Below are 23749 nucleotides of genomic sequence, written 5' to 3' on the forward strand. Positions count from 1 at the left end.
AGCGAAGGAACATGAACATGACTGAATCCCGACAAGAAAAGGCCGCAGGAGAACCTTCGGTCGAGGTTGCAGAGAAAGTCGAGTTACTTATTTCACCCCGCCGCAGCCTGATGGCTAAATCCATGGGCGTGCAGCCATTGAGCTCGGGCTCAATGCACCATGTGATTTCCACTATTGCCAGGCAGGCAGGTTGTGAGGTGCTTCGTGAAATACGCCCCGGCAGAAAACTAAAAACGCTGTCTTCCGCCGATGAGGCCACCAATATTTACAAAGTCCGTATGGATGTGGATGCTGCTGCGGCACTTTACCAGACCACACCACCAAACGTCGCCGTTGAACTGGACTCACTTCTCTCTTACGGGCAAGCGAGCTATTCACCGACCTTTTCCGCAGTTTTTGCACAGCAACCCGGACTATTGCGCGAATACCACGTCCAGGCACAGCAGGTGCACTTCCGCGTTATCGGTGCAAAAGGTGAGCCCATACGCGACGCGCAAATAATTGTTGAAAGTGCGGGCTTTCCTCAAGAAGGGGTCACCAACAATAAAGGGGAAGTCGCGCTCAGTATTTTTGCGCAAAGCGGCGGCGCTCAAGTGAAATCACTTCTGATCCGCCCCGCCAAAGATTTCTGGAACAAATATATTCGCAGCCCCTCCCTATCACTCACCGGTGTAAACCTGGTGAAACTCCAACCCCTAAGCGAAGCCATACCCAACTTCCCCAATGATGCTTCCTATGGCTGGGGGCAAAAGTACATGGGCCTGGACCAGCTACCCGATGAATACACCGGCAAAGGTATCAAAATCGCAATCATCGATTCCGGTGCGGACAATAAGCACCCAATACTGAGCCACTTAAAGAATGGTATCGATGTCACCAATAATTACGATGCCAATAGCTGGGCAGAAGATATCGTCGGCCATGGAACCCACTGTGCGGGAATTATTACAGGCCAACCCTCTGGCACCGAGGCAATACGCGGTTTTGCTCCTGAAGCCGAAATCTATGTATTCAAAGTTTTCCCCGGCGGGCAATTTAGTAGCTTGATTGATGCGCTCTCACATTGCATAGAGCTCGGCGTTGATGTGGTGAATATGAGCCTGGGCAGCTCTGATTCATCAGAGGCTGTTGAGCAGCAAATCGAGGAAGCAGTCCAACATGGTATCGCCTGTATAGTTGCCGCTGGCAACAATGGCGGGGCAGTCCAGTACCCAGCCAGATCCCCAAATGCTATGGCTGTAGGCGCTCTTGGAATGCTCAATGAATTCCCCAAAGATTCCTGGGAAGCGCAAACAGTAATACCCTCAACAGCATCAGCCGACGGTCTATTTGTTCCTAGGTTTAGCGCTTTCGGCCAGGAAATTTCTGTTGCCGCACCTGGTGTGGGTATCGTTTCGTCTGTGCCTGACAAAGGCTTCGATGTTCAGTCAGGTACATCAATGGCCGCGCCGCATATTACCGGTTTGGCAGCACTACTACTTGCCCACCATCCATTATTTAAAGGTGCGCTCCGGCAGAAAGATGTATCCAGAGTGACCGCCTTATTCCAACTGATCCAATCCTTGGCCGCACCAATGCCCCTCGGGGCAGAGAGAGTTGGCGCAGGTGTTCCCAAGCTTTTCGGTATCAACTCCGCTTTTGAGTCCGCCAAAGAGCAAGCAAGGGCCGCGGCTACTCATGCCGCTACCGCGCAAGGCCCCTCCCCAGCCACTCCATACTCTGGGTTTACTATGAGTCCGTTACAGGGCTACCCCCCTCAAGCTACACCCAGTTGGCAGGGGCAGTTTGTGCCGGGAGGCTATTACCCTTCCGAAATAGCCGCGGTTAACCCCCAGCAACCAATGGTAAGCAGTTTTCCAGATGGATTTGCCCTGAGCGCCTACGGTATGCAGTTCGTTGATCCCCGCGCAATCAGATATTGGTAGCTCTGTCTCCATCGTTAGTTAGACTGCAAAAGACCTTTCAAGACCGCAGCTATGCTGCGGTCTTGTCCTTCGTAGCGCTCAATTCCCACTTTGTCAGCATGCCTGCCCACTAATTCAGCCCTCTCAAAAGATGTTTGTGCCGGCCCACCCATATCTATCTTCTTGTTTACTTATACGGGAGATGCTTAAGAGAATGCGCCACCATATGATAACGACTTTGTAAGTGTATTCTTTTTAAGTGGTACATATCTGAAAACCAATCCAATGAAACCTGACGGCACAAAACTGTCACCTCATAACTGGCTAGCTTGTGACCAGTTTGCTTGAAGGTGACACAAGGGCACCTGTAGGCTTAGATACTGTCGAAACGACTAATTGTTGGATTTCCCGCTGAAGAAATGATGCTTAAACGATTACTAACACTGCCGCTATTACTCGCCACTCTATCCCCTGCTCTTCAGGCTTATGAGATTCTTTACAGTGCAGAGATCTCGCCCAACTCCAAGCTGGCTGAGGTGGAAATGGCGCTCAGCGGTGATGATATGCCAAGTAAGCTCGTTCTTAACTTGCGCTCTGGCCGCTATCAGGACCTGGAAAGTGACACCCCTCTAAAGATCGAGGGCGACAAAGCAACCTGGCAACCCGAAGGGAAGAACCCCGTCCTTAAGTACCGCTTTGTCATAGATAACCAGCGTAGCAACGGTGGCTACGACTCACGGATCACCAAAGACTGGGCAATTCTCCGCAGCGATAAATTGATTGCACCGGTATCGGCAACCAGCCGTGGCCGCTCTACCGCCCGCCTTAAGCTGGAACTTCCTGACCAATGGTATGCGGCCCTGCCCTACCCTGAGATCGAAGATAACCTATACGAGTTATCTGACCCCAAGCGTAAGTTTGTAAGACCCAAGGGCTGGATGATTGTAGGGAAAATTGGCAGTCGGCAGGATATGATTGCCGGCACTGAAACCCGTGTTGCAGGCCCTAAAAATGAGAACATTCGGCGGCAAGACATCCTGGCCTTCCTAAATTGGAACCTGCCAGAGCTCAAGAAAATCTTCCCCCTCTTCCCTGATCATCTATTGATCGTAACCGCTGACGACCCCATGTGGCGCGGCGGGCTGTCGGGGACACGCTCTCTATATATGCATGCTGATCGACCATTGATCAGCGGCAACCGCACCAGCAGCATGATCCACGAATTAGTTCATGTGGGCACGGGAATTCACGGTGACGATGAGAGTGATTGGATTGTAGAGGGACTGGCTGAGTTTTATTCCCTGGAGATTTTAAGGCGAACTGGTGGCATCAGTGAGACCCGCTATCAGGAGGCGATGGATAAACTGATCAAGTGGGGTAAGAAGGCTCCTTCACTATTAGTCGAACGCTCGTCCGGCCCCATTACCGCCCGTGCGGCCGGGGTAATGCAGCAACTGGATAAAGAGATTCGCGAGGCCAGCAATGGCAAGGCAAGTATTGATGACGTCGCACGAGAACTGGCTCAAGCACGCGGTGAAGTGACTCTGGAAAGGTTTAGGTCCCTGTCTGAGAAAGCAGCCGGTAAACCCGTGGATGCATTAGCCACAGAAAACCTGACAGACCGGGCGAAAGACTCCAATAAATAGCAGACAAAAAAAAGCCCTGACGACGGGGGGGGAGAGCGTCAGGGCCAAGACCATTAGGAGTGAAACTTGGAGGATTTCATCCTTGCTTCCGGGTGGTAGCCATGTGAGCCACCCTACCAGCATTACTAAACACGTTGGGGGAGATGTGTTAGCCAGATAAAGACAGTATCGAACACAGGTCACAGATTGCCAGCACACCTGAAGATTAATTTAGAACAAATGGAAATAGGTTCTTGAGCACCAGTGCTAAAAGTTATTACAGCCCTCCCCCACCATCAGAAGGTAACTTTTCCTACTTTTTTTCACTTGATTGCAACATTGATGAAAACAATGCTTGACTAATCCTCTAGAGTCCCTAAAATGGCGCCCACTTACACAGCGAAACGCACGTAAGTATAAGAAAACGCTAGGATTTTTCAGATTTATCAGATAGAATTCGCAGCGTTCTTTTCCGCCAAAGGCGGATAAAAAAGGCTAGGTGGCAGAGTGGTCATGCAGCGGACTGCAACTCCGTGTACGCCGGTTCGATTCCGACCCTAGCCTCCATTTTCCTCTTCATTGCAGTATCCTGTTGAATGCAATGAAAGTGAGAATGAAGGGCAACTATTAAACATCGCCCTCTCTCGCAAAGGATCTGCCCGGGTGGTGGAATTGGTAGACACAGGAGACTTAAAATCTCCCGGCTTCACGGCCGTGCCGGTTCAAGTCCGGCCCCGGGCACCAATCAGATCTTTGAAACCAATAATTTACATATCTTTTAGTGCAAATTTTATGCGCTAACCTCTACCCTCCTCAAACGATACAAATCTAGTTAGCGTTTTTGCTGAGCGAAGAAAATAGAGCTCGCACTTCCCATCACTGATAGCTTCTAAACCTGGCGATAAATGCAGCTAAAGCATTAGTTATGAGGTTCTCATCAAGGCGGGCTGACTACTCTTAATGGTCATCAGCAGGCGGGGGATGCACCCGATTCTGAAGGACGTTGCAGGTTTATCAAATGCCCACAAGCACTGTGTTACGAACAAGCCTAAAAAATAAATGCTGACGATCTCTAGGCTGACAGCTTCAGATTGATGAAGGCAGAATTGGATTGGAGCGTCACCTTACATCAATAAAATACGAAGAAAGCTTCATTTATTAAAGCAACTGAGTTTTGATTTAAGCATTACAGCAACCCAAATCCTACAGCGCTTGGAGTCAGCCCCCCCCCTAGTGGACACTTATCAACCTCCCGCCAGCTGGCATGCAGCGGTCTACTAAACCCAGACACCAATATAGGTGGTGAAGTTACCAATAAAATAGATACTCGATGAGCCGGCAACGTCGAGCCTCTATCAATTTCAATACGTTCAGAAGAGGGAATGGCGCTAACTCCAAAGTAAATTATTATAATGAAAAATCGTATTTAATTACTTAGAAACACGGGCGAGCTCCCCGTTTTTGATAATACCGGAGCCAAGATCAATTCAATTCTAGATTTTTCTTAATTGTTTCGCCCTTTATGGCAAGTAGCCCAAAGTGCAGAGGCAATCCAATCTATGTTCAGACCCTTGGCTCTACTAGTATTCGCATCAGTCCCGATACTATTATGGATATCTTTTCCTGCTATCCGACTCTTCCTCCCTCAACTTAACGGCGTTAATTGTAATGGCCTTGCTTGCGTTGAAGATAAGAAAAGGCTCGCAGAAGCAACCGTACTATATCGATCAGCGAATGATTTACTGAACAGAAACAGTCTTCTACTAAATAGCCAACCTACTTTTGTTTATTGCTCAACTGTCGAGTGTTACCGTTCATTTGGCGGCAGGCAAGAGAGGGCCATATCTTTCCCTTACTCGGGCACTGTAATTGCGCCGAGATCCTGGCAGGTCTATATTACTCAACATGAAATGGTGCACTGGTTTCAATTTAAAGAAATCGGCCCACTGAATACAATACTTAAGCCTGAATGGCTTAGAGAGGGAATGGCGTACCTATTCCTGATTCAGATATCCCTGATCACTATTACCCAATAAGAATGGCACTCAGATATGGAGTGGAATGAAGTTATCTGCGCAGCAAGAGGGCTTTAGGGAGTCTCTAAATAATTCCGTAATATCTCTGCGGGCCTTCAGGGCTCATCCACGGGGCTTTCAGAGCGATTCACACCCTGCGTTGTGACTTTTTGAAAGATCTGGACACTTCTTGCCAAGCCGCGCCTTGATTGTGGGCCAGAGGCATCACGGAATTATTTAGACCCCCTAGACCTAGCCCAGATTGTTTGGCAGCAAATTTATAAGAAAATATTCCCATGAAGATAAAGACATCACCTATAAATGCATTAATTTCTGCACTTTTCACTATTACGCTTTCCAGTTTCAGCTATGCAAAGGAGGTTGAGCAGGTTGAATTTCTGAACCCAACAGGATCAGCCTCAAAGCTACCGTTTTCAGAGGCTGTAAAAGTTGGCAACCAGCTATTTCTTTCTGGCCAAATAGGGTTTTCACCGGAGACTAAGCGGTTAGCCCAAGGGGGATTCTCTGCGGAGACCAAACAGACTCTAGACAATATAAAGCAAACTCTGGAGCGCCACGACTACGAAATGAAAGATGTTGTTAAATGCACGGTCATTTTAACAGATATCAAGAATTTCCCTGAATTCAACAACATCTACCGAAAGGCTTTTGCCTACCCCTACCCTGCAAGGACTACTTTTGCAGTGAAGTCCCTAGCGCTGGGCGCCCAAATTGAAATTGAGTGCATTGCTGCCAAGTAGTCATTGTTAAAATTGGAAGTGCCTGCCCCCCTATTTGACTCATCAGAACTTTTACTGCGATCTAGATTTTTAGTATACGTTGGCACTTAAACTCAACACGCAGGGTCACCTAAGTGACCCTGCGATATCTCGACAATAAAACAACCCTACTTACTTATCTAAAAGTTGAAATCATCCAGCTTCCACCAGCAGTGCCCATCGCCAGGTAAATCAAAGCCAGCTGATGTAATTCGGCCTTAACGCGGTTGTATCCGTTAAATACAAAGGAACCAAAATTGGGATCAAAAAGTCTCCAGGTATTACCATTCTGTACTTGAATTGCAATGGCATGACCACTGTTGGGGCCCAGGAATCCTATCAATGCAAAGCCTTGGTTAAGGCGCGCCACCCCCTGCCGTATCCATCGCAAAAATGTGGAGAAAGGCTCAAATGGATTCAACTGATGCCCACGGGCGATACAGTGCTCGGTATACCCATCTGTCCGACAAATCGTCCTTAATCCTGACGAAATACCCATCACATTTCCCTGGATCTGCTGCTGCGCGGAAATTGCTCTTTGCATTGTATAGATAGGCTGGCCAAAGCTTGTGGTCGACCCGCCAACAGCCCTTAAAAACATACCTGGAGCTGCTCTGTTAAGGGCGTTTCCAATTCCCGTATTGTGGTACCGCTGTTGCAATCCTGCCTGGAGGTGCATATTTATATGACCGCCGGGTTGCAAGCCGAGTCTCACCCACATGTAGGATAATGCGTAACAAACTCCGCGCCTTACATCATTGTGGACGCCGGGTTGGATGTAATTTGCCTGATCCAATAGAAATTCTGTTTCTGTTAGTTTCGGATTGAACATGGAGGTCTCCCTATTCTTTAGAGATAGTGGACTTTTGCCTATCCGCAGTATCGCGGCCCATGTTCTATTTTTCTCACCTACAGCTTTATCTCTATCAATTTTCTTGCGGCTTTTTTAGCTTTAAGTCATTTTAAAATGTAAACCGAAATTTGATTACACTCAATTTCAACCGGTTTTCAGGGCTTTAAGAACAAAATACGATAAAATTTCCAGTTTGAATTGCGTTTGGACAGGGGCAGAACGTATATTTATTTTTAATCATATACAAGTACGAGTATCGCGCTGGTAATAACAAACCCACCGGAACAGTGAGATATCAAATACCAGCGCTAATATATCTGTTGAGAAGGCTGCGGAATCTAAATCAAACCTTTCCATATGATATTAACTGGGTAGTTGGGCAAGGAAGAAATCTCTAAGGTTCTCACCCATTACTTTACGGATCTCTTCTTCAGTAAACCCTTGCCGAAGCATTTCTGCGGTAAGCACGCCCAATTCACTCACGTCAAATGCAACCTTTACACTGCCGTCATAATCCGAGCCCAATGCGACATGATTCACACCCAGTGTATCAATGGCATAACGGATGGATTTAACAATGCTCTTGGGGCTGGTATCGCAGACAGCACCAGGCCAGAAACCAATTCCAACCAAGCCGCCTTTGCCCGCTATCTCCTTCATTAGCTCGTCACTGATATTCCGGCATGAGTTACACGCCCCCTGAAGCCCGGTATGAGAAACAATCACTGGGCGCTCGGCAATATCCAAAACTTCGCGGACGACCTGCTCTGAAGAGTGGGCGACGTCAATCACAATGGAGCGCCTCTCCATCTCCTTCACCGCTTCCCGGCCAAATGCACTCAAACCCTGGCCGCTTTCTCCATGCAGGGAGCCACCCAGCTCATTGTCAAAAAAGTGTTGCAACCCCATCACCCGGAATCCAGCATCGTATAGGTGACCGATATTTTCGATCTCCCCTTCCAAAGGGTGGGCACCTTCAGTGCCAAGGAGTGCAGCCAAGACCTCTCCGCCCTGCCTCCTTGCTGCAAGCACCTCTTGTAAATCTGCCGCACTTTTGACGATACGTATTTGATCAGGCGCAGATTGCTGTAGCGCATTAACACGCTCTGCATGATAGAGCGCCCGTTCATACAAGCTGCCCCACGCCTTTACTGGCCACGCCTGAGCAATGGCCAATAAGGTTATATTATCGCCAGCTTTGCTGGAGTTCTTTTGATAGTTCTGCCCCCGGGGAGACTTGGTAACTGATGTGAAGACCTGGATACCCAGGTTGCCTTCTCGCGCCCGGGGAAGATCCAGATGACCATAGTCGGCTCGCTTCCTCAAATCCCTGGCCCACAGGAAACTATCTGCGTGGAGATCCCCCACCAATAGACTTTGGTGTAGCGCTTTAGCCTCAGGTGACATCGCTGCAATTTTGCCCGGCTCTACTTTGTTCATCGACTTTTCAATAGCCGGAAGCAAAAGCCATTTCCAACTGGCGAACAATATCACCACCATTGTTGTCAGAAGAATGGACCACTTTTTCATCTATTGTCTCCATTAGTAGAAATCCGTGGGGAAGTTTGCACAGAGGCAACAACCTTCTTCGATCCATCAGGATTACAGAATGAAGCAATTGGAGCGCCTGCTCAATAAGCAAGCAAAACAAATAGAATTGTGGTGGCCGTGGAATAAGCGTGGGGACATCAACCTCGCACTTATCAGAGAGAAAAATGAAGGACAAGCAGTGATCAAGCTTTTACAACTGAACTTACTCGTATTATTCGCTCTATTCATGGGTGGTTGCGCCGCTTTATCACCCAATTTTCAGCAGCCTGAAGTTGAGATTATTGGGCTGGAGCCGCTTCCTCCTGCCGTCGGCAGCGACCTGCGCTTCAGAATCCATTTGCGTATTTTCAATCCTAACAATCAAGAACTACCCCTCTCCGGGATCTACTACAAGCTCAGTCTTGCCGGCCATAAAGTAATGGCAGGAACCTCAAACAACCTATTGCCCATTGCCCCCTATGGCCAGGATGACATCTCGGTAGACGCAACTGCGAGCTGGATGGGGTCTCTATTCGCCGCCGCTGAATTAGCGAATAGAGGGCAGCAATCGGTACCCTATGAACTTCAGGCAAAGATTGGCCTGAGCAGGTCCTTTGTGCCTTCCATTACAGTGCAGCGAAGTGGCGAAATTCGACTGAATCAGAATCTGGGCCTCTACCACTAGCCCAGGCGTATTCACCTTGGAATTAGCGCTTTAATCTCCCCAGTCGCCGACCTTGTCGGCACCGGGGATCTGATACTCAAGATAGTCTTCAATGGTGAATGGCATCTCACTGATGACTGCGCGCACGCGTTCACCAATAGCCTGTGTCTCAGGGCGCGCATTGGCCAGCCCGGTATAGGGTATGCCTTTACCGCTGGATACGTCTGGATATTTACGTTTAAACAAGCGGTGGCGGGCCACCATATGATTGAACTGGCCCTGGGTGTAAATTAACGGCACCAACTGCGGGGACTCCTCCCGGGGGTCCATATATAAATCGTAATAGGCCTCCGGCATCCCCGACCCTGCCACCTCCCCCGCTCCCAGCCAATGCCTCTTATATCGCCCCTTTACTGTTGCCCCCAATTCCTTGCCCGTATAGATAAATACATAATCCCGGCGGCCATGGGTATCGCCGTTTAGGAAAAGAGCGGTCTGATCGAGGCCGTCAACGACGCGATCCGTAGGAATAGCATCAGTTGCTCCACCCAAGCGAGCGAAAGTCGTATACAGGTCAGTGATATGAATAATATCTCCTGCCGTTTGTCCCGCTTCGATAGTTCCTGGCCACCAGGCAAAAGCAGGTACGCGAACGCCGCCCTCAGTAAAATCCCCTTTGCCACCCCGATACAACATGGGCAGCATTCCCCACCCCGCCGGCGGACTGTGGACCATAGGGCCGTTATCCGCCATTGCAACGAACAAGGTATTTTCAGCGAGCCTCAAGCTTTTCAATTCTTGCATCAGCACCCCGACAAAGTTATCCATCGCCGGGAAGGCATCGGCAACCATCAGCCCGGCCACCGAGCGCTTGGGGTTATACATCGCCATGAAATTAAGAAGGTTGGGCCAGTAGGCAACGAAAAACGGTTTCTTCTGCTCCGCACTGCGTCGAATAAACGCCAGCGTTCTCTGTTCTGCTTCTGGATCAAACTTAGCGAAGCACTCGTTGGATGTTCCGCACCACTCCCGCCCGGCTTGTCCTTTTTTCCCCTCGATATTCATTACCCAGCCAGCGGGTATCAGACCGGGGCTGTCCAACTGATAGGGATCAGGTGGGTAGATTTCGGGGAACATGCCCAGCACCGCATTCGCCACATTTGCCTGGGGGTTAAACAGGGAGGTAATCTGGTTCATTGGGGTGAACAACGCCTCATCAAATCCCTGATTGTGTAAATAACTCTCCTCGATATCTCCAAGGTGCCCCTTGCCAAAAAAGCCCGTCGCATAACCCGCTTGCGAAAGTACCTCGGCAATAGTGACTTCTTCGGCGCGCAAACCAGAAAACTCGTGGGGCATCCCCACTTCACCCATACCATAACGCACCGGTAGCCGTCCGGTGAGGGCAGCGGCGCGGGTCGGAGTGCATGAGGGCTCAGAGTACATGCGGGTAAAGTTGATACCCTCTGCGGCCATCTGGTTTAGGTTTGGCGTAGAGTAGCCAAAGTTCTTTTGCAGCGCAGGAAAACCGACAGCTCCAAATGCAGTGTCATCCCACAACAGGAATACGATATTCGGTGGCTGTCCAAATTTCTGCCGCAATTGCTGCAAGCGTTGCTCAACTTCCAAATCCTCTTGATCCCAACGATCGCCGTTTTGCATCTTGAGAATATAAAACTCGGCATCGTGTACAATTTGCCCCTCGACAGTGAGAGTGATGCAAAGCAGCCAAATCATAATCAGGTGGCTTTTGACGGACATGAGCTTCCTATAGATCGCAGAAAAGTATCTAACAATTTAGAGGAGCGCAGGGATTTGGAAGAGGAAGAGCGAGTTGAAACGTGGTAAAGAGCGCCTCGTTTTCCAGCACATGCCGGAGTCGAGGCGCCAATTTTGTGAGAGAGGTAATCCCCCTCTATCTACTTATCCTGGCTGTCGGCCATAAGGGCCGGCCATGCGGCGCGCAAGTACATCACCATAGTCCACAAGGTGAGGCCGGCAGCAATATAAAGAAGCAGGTATCCAATAGTTTCCATCACCGGAAACTCTCTAACATCGAAGGCAAGCAAAACAAGAATTGCTGCCATCTGTGCAGTAGTTTTGATTTTGCCTACATAGGAAACCGCAACGCTACTGCGCTGCCCCAACTCAGCCATCCACTCCCGCAACCCCGAGACCGCGATCTCCCGACAGATAATCACCGCCGCAGCAATCGCAAACAGCGGGTGGTCATGTAATCCCACCAGCAAGACCAATGCAGTAGCCACCATTAACTTATCGGCAACCGGGTCCAGAAAGGCTCCCAGGGCAGTACTCTGGTTTAATTTTCTGGCGAGATAGCCATCAAGCCAATCGGTAATTGCGGCAACTGCAAAAATTGCAGCAGAAGCAATGTAACTCCACTTGTACGGCAAATAGAAAACCAAAACAAAAAATGGGATCAAAGCAACACGTAACAGTGTCAGTTGATTGGCGATTGTCATACTTTTCTCTATTCTTGCGGAGGGCGTACGTTATCAAGCCATCGCGCAAAATGAAACGCTTTGGAAAAAACTGGCCATTTAATCGCCAGCTCACTCCTGTTCTACTCGTGGTGTAGTGCCGAGTATATATCCTGAGCCAATTTACGGCTGATACCATCCACGCTGGCAATCTCCATTACTGTTGCACGCTTTAGCTCCTGTAAACCTCCAAAATGTCGCAGCAGTGCCCTGCGGCGAGTAGGCCCTACTCCAGCAATACCTTCCAGTGGGGACTCCCTGCGTTTTTTATCCCGTTTTGCCCGGTGGCCAGCGATAGCAAAGCGGTGCGCTTCATCTCGCACTTGTTGAATTAAGTGCAACGCTGATGAATCGGCGGAGAGTACAAGCTCTTTGTTACTGGAAACCACATGTAGTGTTTCAAAGCCGGCTTTTCGTGTAGTTCCTTTGGCAACACCAATAATTTGAACTCCGACGATGCCGAGTTCATTCAGAGCTTCTACCGCCTGTGTCACCTGGCCTTTTCCCCCGTCGATCAACAGGATATTGGGGAATTTGCCCTCGCCACCGGAAAGGCGGGTATAGCGCCGCTTTAGCGCCTGCCCCATTGCCGCATAATCATCGCCCGCCTGGATACCCTCAATATTGAATCGGCGATAATCCGATTTCACCGGGCCACCGGTATCAAATACAACACAGGACGCAACCGTGGCCTCACCGGAAGAATGGCTGATGTCAAAGCACTCGAGCCTCTCCGGGAGCTGCTCCAGTTCGAGCACTTCCTGGAGTTTCTCGAACCGACTGTAAAGTTTTTGCTGGGCTGCAGTTCGACTGCTCAAATTCTGTTGCGCTGCTTGTTGCGCCATTTCAACCCAAGTGGCCCGCTTGCCACGCAACTTATGGGTGATACCGACATCGCGACCACACTGCTCGCTAAGAGCCTGTTGAAGTGGTTCGAGATCCTGTAAGGCCTCTGAAACCAATATCTCACGGGGGATCTCTCGGGGACTGCCCAGGTAAAATTGCGGGACAAATGCGGAAAGTAGCTCTGGCGGTGTGAGTCCCAGGCGCTCACTGGGAAAATAACTGCGACTCCCCAGAATTCGCCCCTGCCTGACAAACAGAACGTGTACGCAACAGCTACCGCCTTCACTGGCTATTCCCAGCACATCCACATCGCCACTTGCACCTTCAGCTACCTGGTCCGCTTGCAGACGACGCAGTGCGGAAATTTGGTCTCGCAGTCTCGCGGCTTTTTCAAACTCCAGCGCTCGGGATGCCTCATCCATTTGGTCAGCCAACTCTCGAATAATGTTGTCACTTTTACCCGTGAGAAACATCTCTGCGTGGCGTACATCCTGGCGATAGTCCTCGGGGGAAATAAAATCGACACAGGGAGCGGTGCAGCGCTCTATCTGATATTGAAGGCAGGGCCTTGAACGGTTGCGAAAAACACTATCTTCACAAGAGCGGATTCGAAAAGTTTTTTGCAAAAAGTTCAGGCTGTCGCGAACCGACGATGCGTTTGGAAAAGGCCCGAAGTATCGGCCTTTCTTGCGCTTGGCACCGCGGTGGAATGCAATACGGGGAAAAGTGTCATTGCTGGAAAGAAAGATATAAGGGTACCCTTTATCATCCTTCAGCATCACATTGTATGGGGGCCGCTGGGACTTGATCAGGCTTTGTTCAAGCACCAGGGCTTCGGTTTCACTGCGCGTAACGGTGACTTCGATGTTTCCAATACGCTGCACCAGCGCCATGGTTTTTGTCGTTAGTCCGGAGCTGCGAAAGTAGCTCGACAACCGATTGCGAAGGTTCTTGGCTTTCCCTACGTAGAGGATTTTATTTTCGGCGTCGAACATCTGGTAGACGCCGGGTTTGCGAGTTACTGTCGCGAGGAAACGCTTGCTATCGAACATCTGGCAACCGGCCTCAATATTTTACAAAGTTCAGCCACTTTTCAATTAAAGTGCAGCTTCTGGATCAAGAATCTGATGCTTAACAGCGAGGATCGTCAACTCCACATCACTATTAATATCTAACTTCTCAAAAATCCTGTAGCGGTAGCTATTCACCGTTTTGGGGCTTACCGAGAGAGACTTTGCAATATCCGCAACCTTAGCACCATTAACGATCATGTCTGCAGTCTGCAATTCCCTTTTAGATAATTTTTCAAACGGAGATTGTTGTTCATCCTGGCCACTGACACTTCGCATCGCCATTTTGGTTGCCATGGAATTACTGATAAACACACCACCAGAAATTACAGTGCGTATCGCTCGAACCATTTCTTCAAGGTCCGCACCTTTAGTGACATACCCCATAGCCCCTGCCTGCATCAAGCGACCAGGGAACAAGTCATCATCGAGTGCGCTGACAGCTATAACTTTCGCCTCCGGGCATCGCTGTAGTAGCTTCCTGGTCGCTTCAAGGCCACCCATACCTGGCATTTTTACATCCATTAGAATGACATCAACATTGGACCGGCGAACGAATTCCAAGGCCTCCTCACCACAATTTGCCTCTCCGGCGACTTCTATACCCTCAACATCACCCAGCATGCGCGAAATACCCATTCGCACAAGATCGTGATCATCCACCACTAAGACTTTGATCAAGCTATCCCCAACTACGGATAAGTGCAGTGGCCACGCCGCGTATACATCCTCAACGCACGAGCTCTATCAACTGCGTTTTCTTTTAAGCTCACGGTGAAACTACCCCGTGTAGGTCCCCCTGGAACCCAATCGCAACATACCAGACAAAAACGCTACTGCAAAGCAGAAGCACCGTTTCAAATGCTGCCGATCAGACATTTAACCACAGGATCTTGCTGCCTTTATAACATTTAATTATACCGTAAAAACGTACCGATTGATTTTTCTGCGAACAGGGTGAGCGCTTCCGCAAAATTTGCGATTAAACATTCACTTTCTCGCAGAAAATATTTATGAAAGAAATTGAAATATAAAAAAATCTTAGAAACAAATTTTGTTATAACAAAATAATCGTCAACAACTAGAATAATTCTCTGTTGAGCTTATGCCTGAGCAGGACTCCCCAAAAGAAATTCGCACTTAGCTATTGGGTACTTACTGATTGTCGTTCAGTGAAGAAAAAGAAAAGGTTTGTCGGCGCCACCCTGCAAGCAGCACCGAATTGCTTACGGATAGTAGCGAGGTTCAGGCTCTAACGTAACACCAAACTTAGCCTGCACATCGGAAGCTATGGCGCTAGCCAATCTAGTCACCTCATCGCCCCCGCCCCGACCGGGATTAACCAAAACCAATGCCTGCTGGTGGTGAACACCAACCGCCTCTTGCCGCTTACCCCTCCAACCAGCGCGATCAATTAGCCAGCCCGCCGCCAACTTCCAACCTTCACCGCTGGCATAAGCTACCAAATCGGGATGTTCCGATTTTAGGCTTTGATAAATGTCCGCATTCACCACAGGGTTTTTAAAGAAACTCCCCGCGTTGGGAATTTGATCGGGGAGCGGCAATTTACTGTTGCGAATATCGATAACCGCAGCGGCAATTTGCGCAGGTGTCAAGGAGTCACAATTCCAACCTTGCTGGGAAATAAACTGCTGCAATGCTGGGTAGGAAACTTTCGGCTGCCAATCTTTTGCAAGACGAAGATTTACCTGGGTAATAATGTACTGATCCAGCAGCTCTCCTTTAAACACACTATTCCGGTAGTCAAAGTCACACTCTGCCACAGAAAAGTTATGCAGTTCACCGGTAGATATTTCCATGGCCTGTAAGCTACAAAAACAATCGCACAGCTCTACACCGTAAGCACCAATATTTTGGATGGGTGCTGCACCCACTTTTCCTGGAATTAATGCGAGGTTTTCCAGCCCTCCCATACCCAGCTCAACAGTAGACATAACTAACTGGTGCCAGCCCTCCCCAGCCGCCGCCTCAATAGTGCCACCGCGACCATCGGGAGTAATTTCCAACCCGCGTAACCCAACCTGAATGGCGAGCCCTGGAAAGTCCCCCGTTAATACGACATTACTACCTCCACCCAACGGTAAGATCGGCAAACGCTTCTGCTGTGCAAAACTCAAAGCCTCACGCAACTCATCCAGCGTTTCCACCCGCGTAAAAAAAGCGGAGTTGGCCGAGATTGCAAGGGTATTGTGGGGCTGTAAATCGATATTAGCTTCAATCATTGGGTACTACATCAGGCCAGGGTTTCACGCATACGCTGAAGATCCTGCTCAGTATCCACACCTCCGGGCACTTCTGCACAGGCATCTGCTACGTGAATTTCTTGATCGTGGTAAAGAAAACGCAACTGCTCCAAAGCCTCAAACTGCTCCAGTGGAGCCATAGGCCAGGAGATAAACTGGCGCAATAGCGCAACACGGTAAGCATAGATACCGATATGGCGACGGGGTTCCAGGCCCCTTGGCAATTCGCTGCTATCCAAAGCAAAGGCGTCCCGCGGCCAAGGGATTGGTGCACGGGAAAAGTACCTGGCCAGTCCCGACTCTGTTGTCACTACCTTAACGATATTGGGGTTGCGGAAATCCTCCACTGAAGTGATGGGCTCCGCCAGAGTTGCAACGCCGGCCCGCTTGCTCACGGCCAGGTTTTCAGCAACCTGATTTATCACCTTGGCGGGTATCAAAGGTTCATCGCCCTGCACATTGACCAAAATACGGTCCTCGGCAAGGCCCAGATTTTGAGCCACTTCCTGTAGTCGATCAGTTCCTGAGGCATGCTCTGCAGAAGTCATACACACCTCAGCGCCGAACCCATGAGCCACCTCCGCTACACGCATATCATCGGTGGCGATAACGACCCTTTGAGCATCACTCTCACGGGCACGCAAATAAACATGCTCCACCATCGGCTTGCCGCCGATATCAGCCAAGGGCTTGCCTGGCAGGCGGCTCGAGCCATAGCGTGCGGGAATAATGACGTCGAAAGAAGAGTTACTTTTCATTTTCACTAAATTGTTGCAAGTGCTTGTGTACTTTTTGATAAAAAAGGTCTGGCAACTTGGCCCGCACCTCGAGTGCCCACCAATGACTTTCCCAGAAATCACGGCATTTCACTGCATCTTTCATGGTCATGATCACCGGGGTTTCCCCATCGAAATGTAGTTCTTGGGGGCTGAATTGATGGTGATCGTCAAAAGGTTGCTCTGTCACCTCAAATCCCAGCGTTTTCAGTGAACGGAAAAACCGCTTGGGATTACCGATCGCTGCAACCCCGTGGCAAGGCCCCACCTCTGGCCCTGACGACAAGCGCAAAGTAGAGGTTTGATCGAGGTTAAACTGATGCCAACATGAAGGCTCAAGCGTCATCTCAAACTCTAAAAGCCCTCCGCACTGATCCCGGACCTTAGCTTCTGGCTCGCCATTACTTACCAGCATGTCGACGCTTTGCAGACGCGTCGCCGGCTCCCTCAGAGGCCCCCTGGGCAACATATGGCCGTTACCCAAACCTCGATGACCATCAACCACACAAATTTCGTAACTGCGCCACAAACTATAGTGCTGTAGCCCATCGTCAGACAAAATAACATCGCACTGGTGATAGTCGATCAGGGCCTGCGCCGCCTCGGTGCGATTGGGAGAAACCATCACCGGCACACCGGTGATCAAGTGCAGCATCAGCGGCTCATCCCCGGACTCCAAGGGGTGGGATTGGGCAGTCACTTGGTAAGGATATTTTTCTGCACGACCACCATAGCCACGGCTGATAATCCCCGGATTGCGACCCCGCTCCTTTAGCCAGCGAGCCAGCTCCGCCACCAATGGCGTTTTACCCGCACCACCAACGGTGATATTACCGATGACGACGACAGGAACTGATAAGGGCTCCGGTGGAGTGCGCGAACTCATTACCCGGCGCCGTTTGCTCACCCCCCCATAGAGTAATTCCAGCGGAGTAAGCAGGGAGAGCGAGCGACCTTCACCCTTTTCCGGATACCAGCGTTTGTTAAACCAGTCTTCCAGTGACATCCAGATGCCCTACCCCATTGTTTGCTGCTGTAACAGAGATGCGTATCGCCCACCCTGGGCAAGCAGCTCTGCGTGATTCCCACACTCTACAATTCGACCTTTCTCCATCACCAGAATACGATCAGCATTCTCGATCGTACTCAGGCGATGGGCGATAACAAACGTGGTGCGGTTTTTCATGACTTCAGCCAGAGCCGCCTGAATGTGGCGCTCCGATTCATTATCCAGCGCTGAGGTAGCCTCATCCAAGATCAGTATGGGCGCATCCTTAAGCAGGGCGCGAGCAATAGACAAACGCTGCCGCTGGCCGCCGGATAGCATCTGCGCATTATCTCCCAGAACCGTATCCTGCCCCTGGGGAAGCTCTTCAATAAATTGAGCCGCATGTGCCTGCTCTATAGCACGCAATACATTTTCCTTCGGTGCATGCTCTAACTCACCGTAAGCAATATTGCGATATACAGTATCGTTAAACAGTACGATATTTTGGGAAACCATACTGATATGGCGGCGCAACTCTTTAAGTGGCACCTTGGAAATATCAGCCCCATCGACCAGGATACGTCCACCTGTCGGCTCGTAAAACCTAGCCAGCAGACTTACCAGCGTGCTCTTGCCGGAGCCAGACGCACCCACCAGGGCTACCGTTTCTCCCGGATTTACCGCGAAACTGATGTCGGAGAGTACTTTGGGTGCTGCCGGGTCATAGCTAAACTCAAGCCCTTCAAAAGCTACTGTTCCATTCACAGGCTTAGGTAGCTGAACTTCACCATCCTGGGGCTCTCTGGGAGCATCCATTACTTCAAAGATACTCTCCGCTGCCGCAATACCCTTCTGGATATCGGCAAAAATTTCGGAAAGGCTGCGCACTGGCTTAGCCAATGATGCAGCTGCACCAATATAGGCGGCAAAAACCCCAGCAGTCATGGACTCAACCATACCCGGTGCCAGAGCCAGCCAGACAATAGTTGCAGTAGACAAACCAACCAGGATCTGAATCACAGAAACACTGGCATTGTTTGCTACTACGAGCTTCATAAACTGCCGACGGTTATTGTCGCTGGCAGAGAGGAAACGGGATTTCTCGTAATCCTGTCCCCCATACATCCGCACCACTTGATAGCCATTGATCGCTTCCTGGGTGACATGGGTAACGTCGCCCATGGAATTCTGGATGCGATGGCTCAGTTTGCGGAAACGCTTACCCACGATACGCACAATAAAGGCGATCAAGGGGGCAAAAAGGAAGAAGGTTAAAGTCAGCTTCCAGTTCACCAGTAACAGGTAGGTCAAGAGACCAATTACCGTAAACGACTCGCGGAAGAGTACCTTCACCGCCTTGGTGATGGAGTTGGTTACCTGCTCAACATTGTATGAAACCTTTGAGATCAGGTAAGCGCCGGTATAGCGGTCAAAATAGGAGCTGGGAAGCTGGCCAATTCTCTCGAATAGCTGTGTTCGCAACTCGTGGATCACTGCGCGGCCCACATAGGCCAAACCATAGCTGCCGACAAAATTGCCAATAGCCCTAAGGACAATAATCAGCAACATTGCGAGCGGTACAAGCCAACGAGCAGTCTCCTGGGGCATTACTCCATCGGGGTAATAGGATGCTACAAACTTTGAGAGAAACCCGCGACTCTCTTGGATACCAGCCCCCACTGCATCGAGCAACAGCTCGGTCACAGCAATCAGGCTGACGCCCATGATCGAAAACAGGAAAAAGCCCAGTACCGCAACCCCAAAAATTGCCATGTGCGGGCGGGCGTAAGTAAGCAATCGACGATAAGTTTCCGCCCCATTTTGCGGCTTGCTGGGAGGCGCTTTTACTTTCTTCATACAGACCAATGAATGGACTCGCCCCAACTGGGGCGAGTGGGCACAGAAACCGAAGGTAAGTCAGTTCCCAGTCAGGGTTCCGCGCTAGTTTTCTTCCGGTTGCCGTGTAGTAATGCTTAGGTTGACAAAGCCTAGCTGTCCAGCGGCATCCATTGCCCGAACCACGGCTTGGTGATGAGCGGTGGCGTCGGCGGTTATCACAAGCGGGCGATTGTACTCGCCTGCGGAAACTTCCGACAGCGCAGATTTGAGAGTGTTGATCTTCTTATTGATTAAAGCCTGCCCATCTACTGAGTATGAGCCATCGGAGCTGATCAAAATCTCCACAAATTTAGGCTGTTCAACAGCTTGGGGGCCTGCTGCTTCAGGCAGATTCAGCTTAAGGTGGCTTTCCTTAGTAAAGGTTGTAGACACCATAAAGAAAATCAATAGCAGGAATACCACATCAATAAGCGGCGTCAGGTTAACCCCTTCCTGCTCTTTGGCTTGGCGGCGGAATTGCATCGCTTGCTACCCCACTCAGGCTGCGACTTCGATTTTACGATCGCTATGCAAGGCATCAACAAGCTTGACCGCTTCCTGCTCCATTGCCACAACAATGGTGTCAACGCGACGCTGGAAGTATCTATGCGCCATCAATGCCGGAATCGCTACGGTCAAGCCAGCAGCAGTGGTGATCAGGGCCTTACTGATCCCACCGGCTAAGGCAGCAGGATTACCTGTACCCTGAATTACAATTTGTCCGAATACATCAATCATGCCAATCACAGTCCCCAGCAGGCCAATTAGCGGTGCCACTGCAGCAATAGTACCGAGAGCACCTAAAAACCGCTCAAGCTCATGAACTACTTGACTGGCAGTCTCCTCGATACTGTCCTTCATTACTTCGCGACCGTGGCGAGAATTGGAAAGACCCGCAGCAAAGATTTTCCCCAATAGACTGGAGTCGCGCAGCTCCTTTAATTTTTCAGCATTGATCTGGTTGTTTTTGAGCCAACCCCAAACTTCCCCTAGAAGGGTATTCGGTGCAATGCGCTGTGAGTGCAAAGTCCATAAACGCTCTCCGCAGATAGCTAAAACTGCTACAGAACAAAGCATGATTGGTACCATCAACCAGCCGCCGAGCATTAATAAATCGTATAGTTTTGTTTCTTCTACCACTTTTATAGTCCCAAACAGCGAAAGGCTTCATCGGAAAAATTATTAGCGCATCTAAATATGCGTGGAGCTGCACTTTACCACAGCTGATCCCGGCGGCTAAGTCCTCCCATACTTCGTTAGTCCCTGTTGTGACTCGCATACCAAAACCGAGGTGCCAAACGAGCCTGTTTAACTTCAGGTGCTTCCTCTCCGTGCCTCCACAAAAACTCGATCGCACCACTCTCAGCGGTATTTAAAATTCTTGCACCGAAGTTTTGGTAGCGCTTCACAACATCGGTGTGAGGGTGGCCAAAGTGATGGCGGAAACCGGCACTAAATACAACCCGTTTAGGCCTGGCCCATTCGAGTAAAGCGACCGATGAGGAAGAGCGGGAACCATGATGAGGCGCGATCAGTACGTCAACAGCGGAAAATTGTGGATACATTTTAGACAGTTGATATTCAACCTTACGACTGATATCCCCAGTAAGCAGTAAACGCACCCCCTGCCACTCAGCCAAAATTACACAGCTGTGATCGTTCTCCTCACCATCCAGTAATTCCTCTCCCTGTGCCGTTAAGGAGGGCCATAACCATCGAAATGATATATCTCCCAGCTGTTCTTCCATTCCTGCCCAGCACTGCTCAGTAATCGTGGCTGGCGATAATGGTAAATTGCTAGTTAAAGTCCCCGGAGCATAGAGCTTTTTTGCTTCAATGTTTCTAAGTAAACCCGCCACGCCGCCGGCATGATCCCTATCACCATGACTGACGATTAGCATATCTAGTTCACTACCTCCGCTACTCATCAAGTAGGGAGCCACTATCGAACCTCCCGCGCTCCAGCCCGAGGGGATTGAAGGCCCTGCATCATAAACAATACGACTTTTTCCAGTGCTGATAACTACTGACAACCCCTGACCAACATCCAGGACTGACAACTTCAAACGCTCATCTGCCGGCGCCAATGTAGAAAGCCAGGGCTGAGCAACTGGAAGAAAAAATAACCAGCCCAACTTGCGCCCTGGCAACCCTTTAGGCAGCAAAAGTAGCACCGCGCCAAGCCCGGCGATGACTATCACCAATGCAGTGGAAGCAATCGCAAAACCACGGAACCCCGGTATCGAATGATCGACAATATCGAGCGCAGTCATCAGCAGATCCAATTGCCAACCTGCAAACTGCAGCAGCCAAACACCCAGCTGAGTATCAATAAATACAGCACCTAACATAAGTGATGGTAAAATAGATAGGCCCATCCAGGGAATCGCTACAAGATTGACCAATACACCTGAAAGGCTAAAGCCAGAAAAATATATTATCGATGGGATAAACAAGCCAATTGCAATCAGCCACTGGCTGCGCAACAGCTGCCATAACGATAACTGGGAAAATCGATGCTGCCATGAGGTTACAGCATCAGAGGCCTCAGCCTTCGGCCTCCATTGCGGCACTCGACTTAAAGCAATTCGCCCACTAAACCCCAAAAGCAGACTGCCGACGGCCACAAATGACAACCAAAAGCCAGCACTGTAAAAAGCCAGTGGCTGCAAGCTAAGCACTATTGCCAGTGCCAATGAGAAAGCAAAACCCGCTCCCAGTCTGCGCCGCCAGTGCCACCCCAGCAATAGCACCCAGGTCATTACAAGCGCCCGTTGTGCGGATAGAGGAACGCCGGCGATCAAGGTATAAACAAGGCTAGCCACCAAGGCGAGTCCTATCGCAATACCAAAACGGCTGGTGCCCGTGAAAAGCCCAATCCCTTTTGCCAGAAAGGTGCCCATCAACAAAATACAACCGGCCACCATGCCCACATGTAAGCCAGATATGGCTATCAGGTGGCCTGTACCTGTCCTTTTAAGCAGGTCGGTATCACCTTCGCTCAACTGACTGCGATCCCCTAGTAATAGCGCCGCTATCAGGTCCGGTCGATGGATCGGTAACTGGCTAATTTGGGAGCGCAATTCATCCCTTAACTCGATAATGCCTCCCCCCTGCCCCAGCCACTGAGGGGGATAATCGCGGGGGCGAACATAACCTGTTGCCGTAATTCCCTCTCGCAACAGCCAGCCTTCATAGTCGAATGTATGTGGATTAACACTTCCCCTTGGGCTTCTCAATCGGACAGGCAATACCCATTGGGAGCCACCCCGCAGACGAGCTAGAGCCTCACCGTCAACTCGGTACCAGGTTAGGTTGAGAAGGCTACCGATAGATAGCTCTGGCGGTGATAACTGGGGCTCCTCTTCAGTTAAAGAACTAGAAACGATATCCACAACTCGAGCCCGGAAACGCACCGTTCGTGATTCGGGACCAGCGCCAAATCCTCCCCCCTCCGTTAGCTCAGGCAGGGAGACTAGATCCAACTGAAGTACAAAGTCTGCACCGTGTGCGTTGAGGGGAAGCCGTCGATCCAGGGATACTCCATGAGAGTGGAGTGCCCAGGCCGCACCAATAAATGAGAGAAGGATCAGAGCAAGGAAGCGCCAGCGGCGTGTGATCCCCCCAACCAGCAAGGATAGGGAGATATACAATATCCACAGCGTACTTTCAGCAGGCAATTGGGCAAGGCAGCCAACCGCAATTATGGATAGTGAGTAAACCCAAAGGTATATGCTGGGCCCTGCGAGATCGATAATGCCTCTCGCCCCGGCCAGTAAATGCGAGAACCTGTGATTCAGCCCCCCCAAACTCAATAATTCCACCCGCAGCGCCATCCTTTGCACCACCTTTTCTGTTCAACTATTGACCACTCGCACCCAAATCAACGATGATTGCGCCCCACCGCTCCAGGCGCCTAAAACCTTACTGTAGCTAGCTTACCTGCCATTCATAGCACCGGCCGGTCACATATTTTTAAGAAAAATGCCATTTTTAACATGTTTGTAATATTCAAAACGCAGAATCCGCACCAAATCGAAAGGTAGCCAACTAGGA

At 50.1% G+C, this 23749-nt stretch carries 17 protein-coding genes and 2 tRNA genes; 6 read left to right on the forward strand and 13 right to left on the reverse strand.

Annotation, left to right across the window (positions count from 1 at the left end; all coding sequences use genetic code 11):
• Window positions 1-17: 17 nt before the first annotated feature.
• From ACJJIW_RS18080 to ACJJIW_RS18100, 5 genes are all read left to right on the forward strand, one after another.
• Window positions 18-1925, forward strand: coding sequence for a S8 family serine peptidase (locus ACJJIW_RS18080; protein WP_444935973.1), 1908 nt, complete (start codon window positions 18-20; stop codon window positions 1923-1925).
• 398 nt (window positions 1926-2323) lie between these two features.
• Window positions 2324-3550, forward strand: a complete 1227-nt coding sequence (locus ACJJIW_RS18085; RefSeq protein WP_444893795.1) for a hypothetical protein — start codon at window positions 2324-2326, stop codon at window positions 3548-3550.
• A gap of 472 nt (window positions 3551-4022) precedes the next feature.
• A tRNA-Cys gene (locus tag ACJJIW_RS18090) sits at window positions 4023-4096 on the forward strand.
• A gap of 90 nt (window positions 4097-4186) precedes the next feature.
• Window positions 4187-4273 (forward strand) — tRNA-Leu (locus ACJJIW_RS18095).
• 1567 nt (window positions 4274-5840) lie between these two features.
• Entirely contained in the window at window positions 5841-6305 is a 465-nt protein-coding gene (locus ACJJIW_RS18100) for a RidA family protein (RefSeq protein WP_444935974.1), read from the forward strand.
• Between the two features lie 154 nt (window positions 6306-6459).
• On the opposite strand, the gene ACJJIW_RS18105 is transcribed toward ACJJIW_RS18100, so the two are convergent.
• Window positions 6460-7155 (reverse strand): YopT-type cysteine protease domain-containing protein, encoded by a 696-nt coding sequence (locus ACJJIW_RS18105; RefSeq protein ID WP_444935975.1) that lies wholly within the window; start codon window positions 7153-7155, stop codon window positions 6460-6462.
• A gap of 384 nt (window positions 7156-7539) precedes the next feature.
• Window positions 7540-8706, reverse strand: coding sequence for a dipeptidase (locus ACJJIW_RS18110; protein WP_444935976.1), 1167 nt, complete (start codon window positions 8704-8706; stop codon window positions 7540-7542).
• A 79-nt stretch (window positions 8707-8785) separates the two neighbouring features.
• Here ACJJIW_RS18110 and ACJJIW_RS18115 point away from each other — a divergent pair, with 79 nt between their 5' ends.
• Window positions 8786-9391 carry an LEA/WHy family protein gene (locus ACJJIW_RS18115; RefSeq protein ID WP_444935977.1) on the forward strand — a complete coding sequence of 202 codons (606 nt, stop codon included), beginning with the start codon at window positions 8786-8788 and terminating at the stop codon, window positions 9389-9391.
• Window positions 9392-9421: 30 nt separating this feature from the next.
• Here the strand turns inward: ACJJIW_RS18115 and ACJJIW_RS18120 are convergent, their stop codons facing one another.
• The 11 genes from ACJJIW_RS18120 to ACJJIW_RS18170 form a co-directional block, all read right to left on the reverse strand.
• Window positions 9422-11131, reverse strand: coding sequence for a sulfatase-like hydrolase/transferase (locus ACJJIW_RS18120; protein ID WP_444935978.1), 1710 nt, complete (start codon window positions 11129-11131; stop codon window positions 9422-9424).
• Window positions 11132-11289: 158 nt separating this feature from the next.
• Window positions 11290-11853 carry a CDP-diacylglycerol--glycerol-3-phosphate 3-phosphatidyltransferase gene (gene pgsA / locus ACJJIW_RS18125; protein WP_282932685.1) on the reverse strand — a complete coding sequence of 188 codons (564 nt, stop codon included), beginning with the start codon at window positions 11851-11853 and terminating at the stop codon, window positions 11290-11292.
• Window positions 11854-11954: 101 nt separating this feature from the next.
• Entirely contained in the window at window positions 11955-13769 is a 1815-nt protein-coding gene (gene uvrC, locus ACJJIW_RS18130) for an excinuclease ABC subunit UvrC (RefSeq protein ID WP_282932684.1), read from the reverse strand.
• Between the two features lie 45 nt (window positions 13770-13814).
• Entirely contained in the window at window positions 13815-14468 is a 654-nt protein-coding gene (gene uvrY / locus ACJJIW_RS18135) for a UvrY/SirA/GacA family response regulator transcription factor (protein ID WP_282932683.1), read from the reverse strand.
• 545 nt (window positions 14469-15013) lie between these two features.
• Window positions 15014-16030, reverse strand: coding sequence for a UDP-N-acetylmuramate dehydrogenase (murB, locus tag ACJJIW_RS18140; RefSeq protein ID WP_444935979.1), 1017 nt, complete (start codon window positions 16028-16030; stop codon window positions 15014-15016).
• Between the two features lie 11 nt (window positions 16031-16041).
• The gene (kdsB, locus tag ACJJIW_RS18145) at window positions 16042-16809 is read right to left on the reverse strand and encodes a 3-deoxy-manno-octulosonate cytidylyltransferase (RefSeq protein WP_444935980.1); all 768 of its coding nucleotides are present in this window, start codon (window positions 16807-16809) and stop codon (window positions 16042-16044) included.
• Window positions 16799-17833, reverse strand: a complete 1035-nt coding sequence (gene lpxK / locus ACJJIW_RS18150; RefSeq protein WP_444893785.1) for a tetraacyldisaccharide 4'-kinase — start codon at window positions 17831-17833, stop codon at window positions 16799-16801. The genes kdsB and lpxK overlap by 11 nt, the downstream gene beginning before the upstream one ends.
• A gap of 9 nt (window positions 17834-17842) precedes the next feature.
• Entirely contained in the window at window positions 17843-19672 is a 1830-nt protein-coding gene (gene msbA / locus ACJJIW_RS18155) for a lipid A export permease/ATP-binding protein MsbA (protein ID WP_444935981.1), read from the reverse strand.
• 84 nt (window positions 19673-19756) lie between these two features.
• Window positions 19757-20176, reverse strand: coding sequence for an ExbD/TolR family protein (locus ACJJIW_RS18160; protein ID WP_282932677.1), 420 nt, complete (start codon window positions 20174-20176; stop codon window positions 19757-19759).
• Window positions 20177-20191: 15 nt separating this feature from the next.
• Window positions 20192-20800 carry a MotA/TolQ/ExbB proton channel family protein gene (locus ACJJIW_RS18165; RefSeq protein WP_282934683.1) on the reverse strand — a complete coding sequence of 203 codons (609 nt, stop codon included), beginning with the start codon at window positions 20798-20800 and terminating at the stop codon, window positions 20192-20194.
• Between the two features lie 149 nt (window positions 20801-20949).
• Window positions 20950-23529: a DNA internalization-related competence protein ComEC/Rec2 gene (locus ACJJIW_RS18170; protein WP_444935982.1), complete on the reverse strand. Its 2580-nt coding sequence runs from the start codon at window positions 23527-23529 to the stop codon at window positions 20950-20952.
• Between the last annotated feature and the right edge of the window lie 220 nt (window positions 23530-23749).

The sequence above is a fragment of the Microbulbifer maximicatervae (SeqCode) genome (assembly GCF_052467815.1).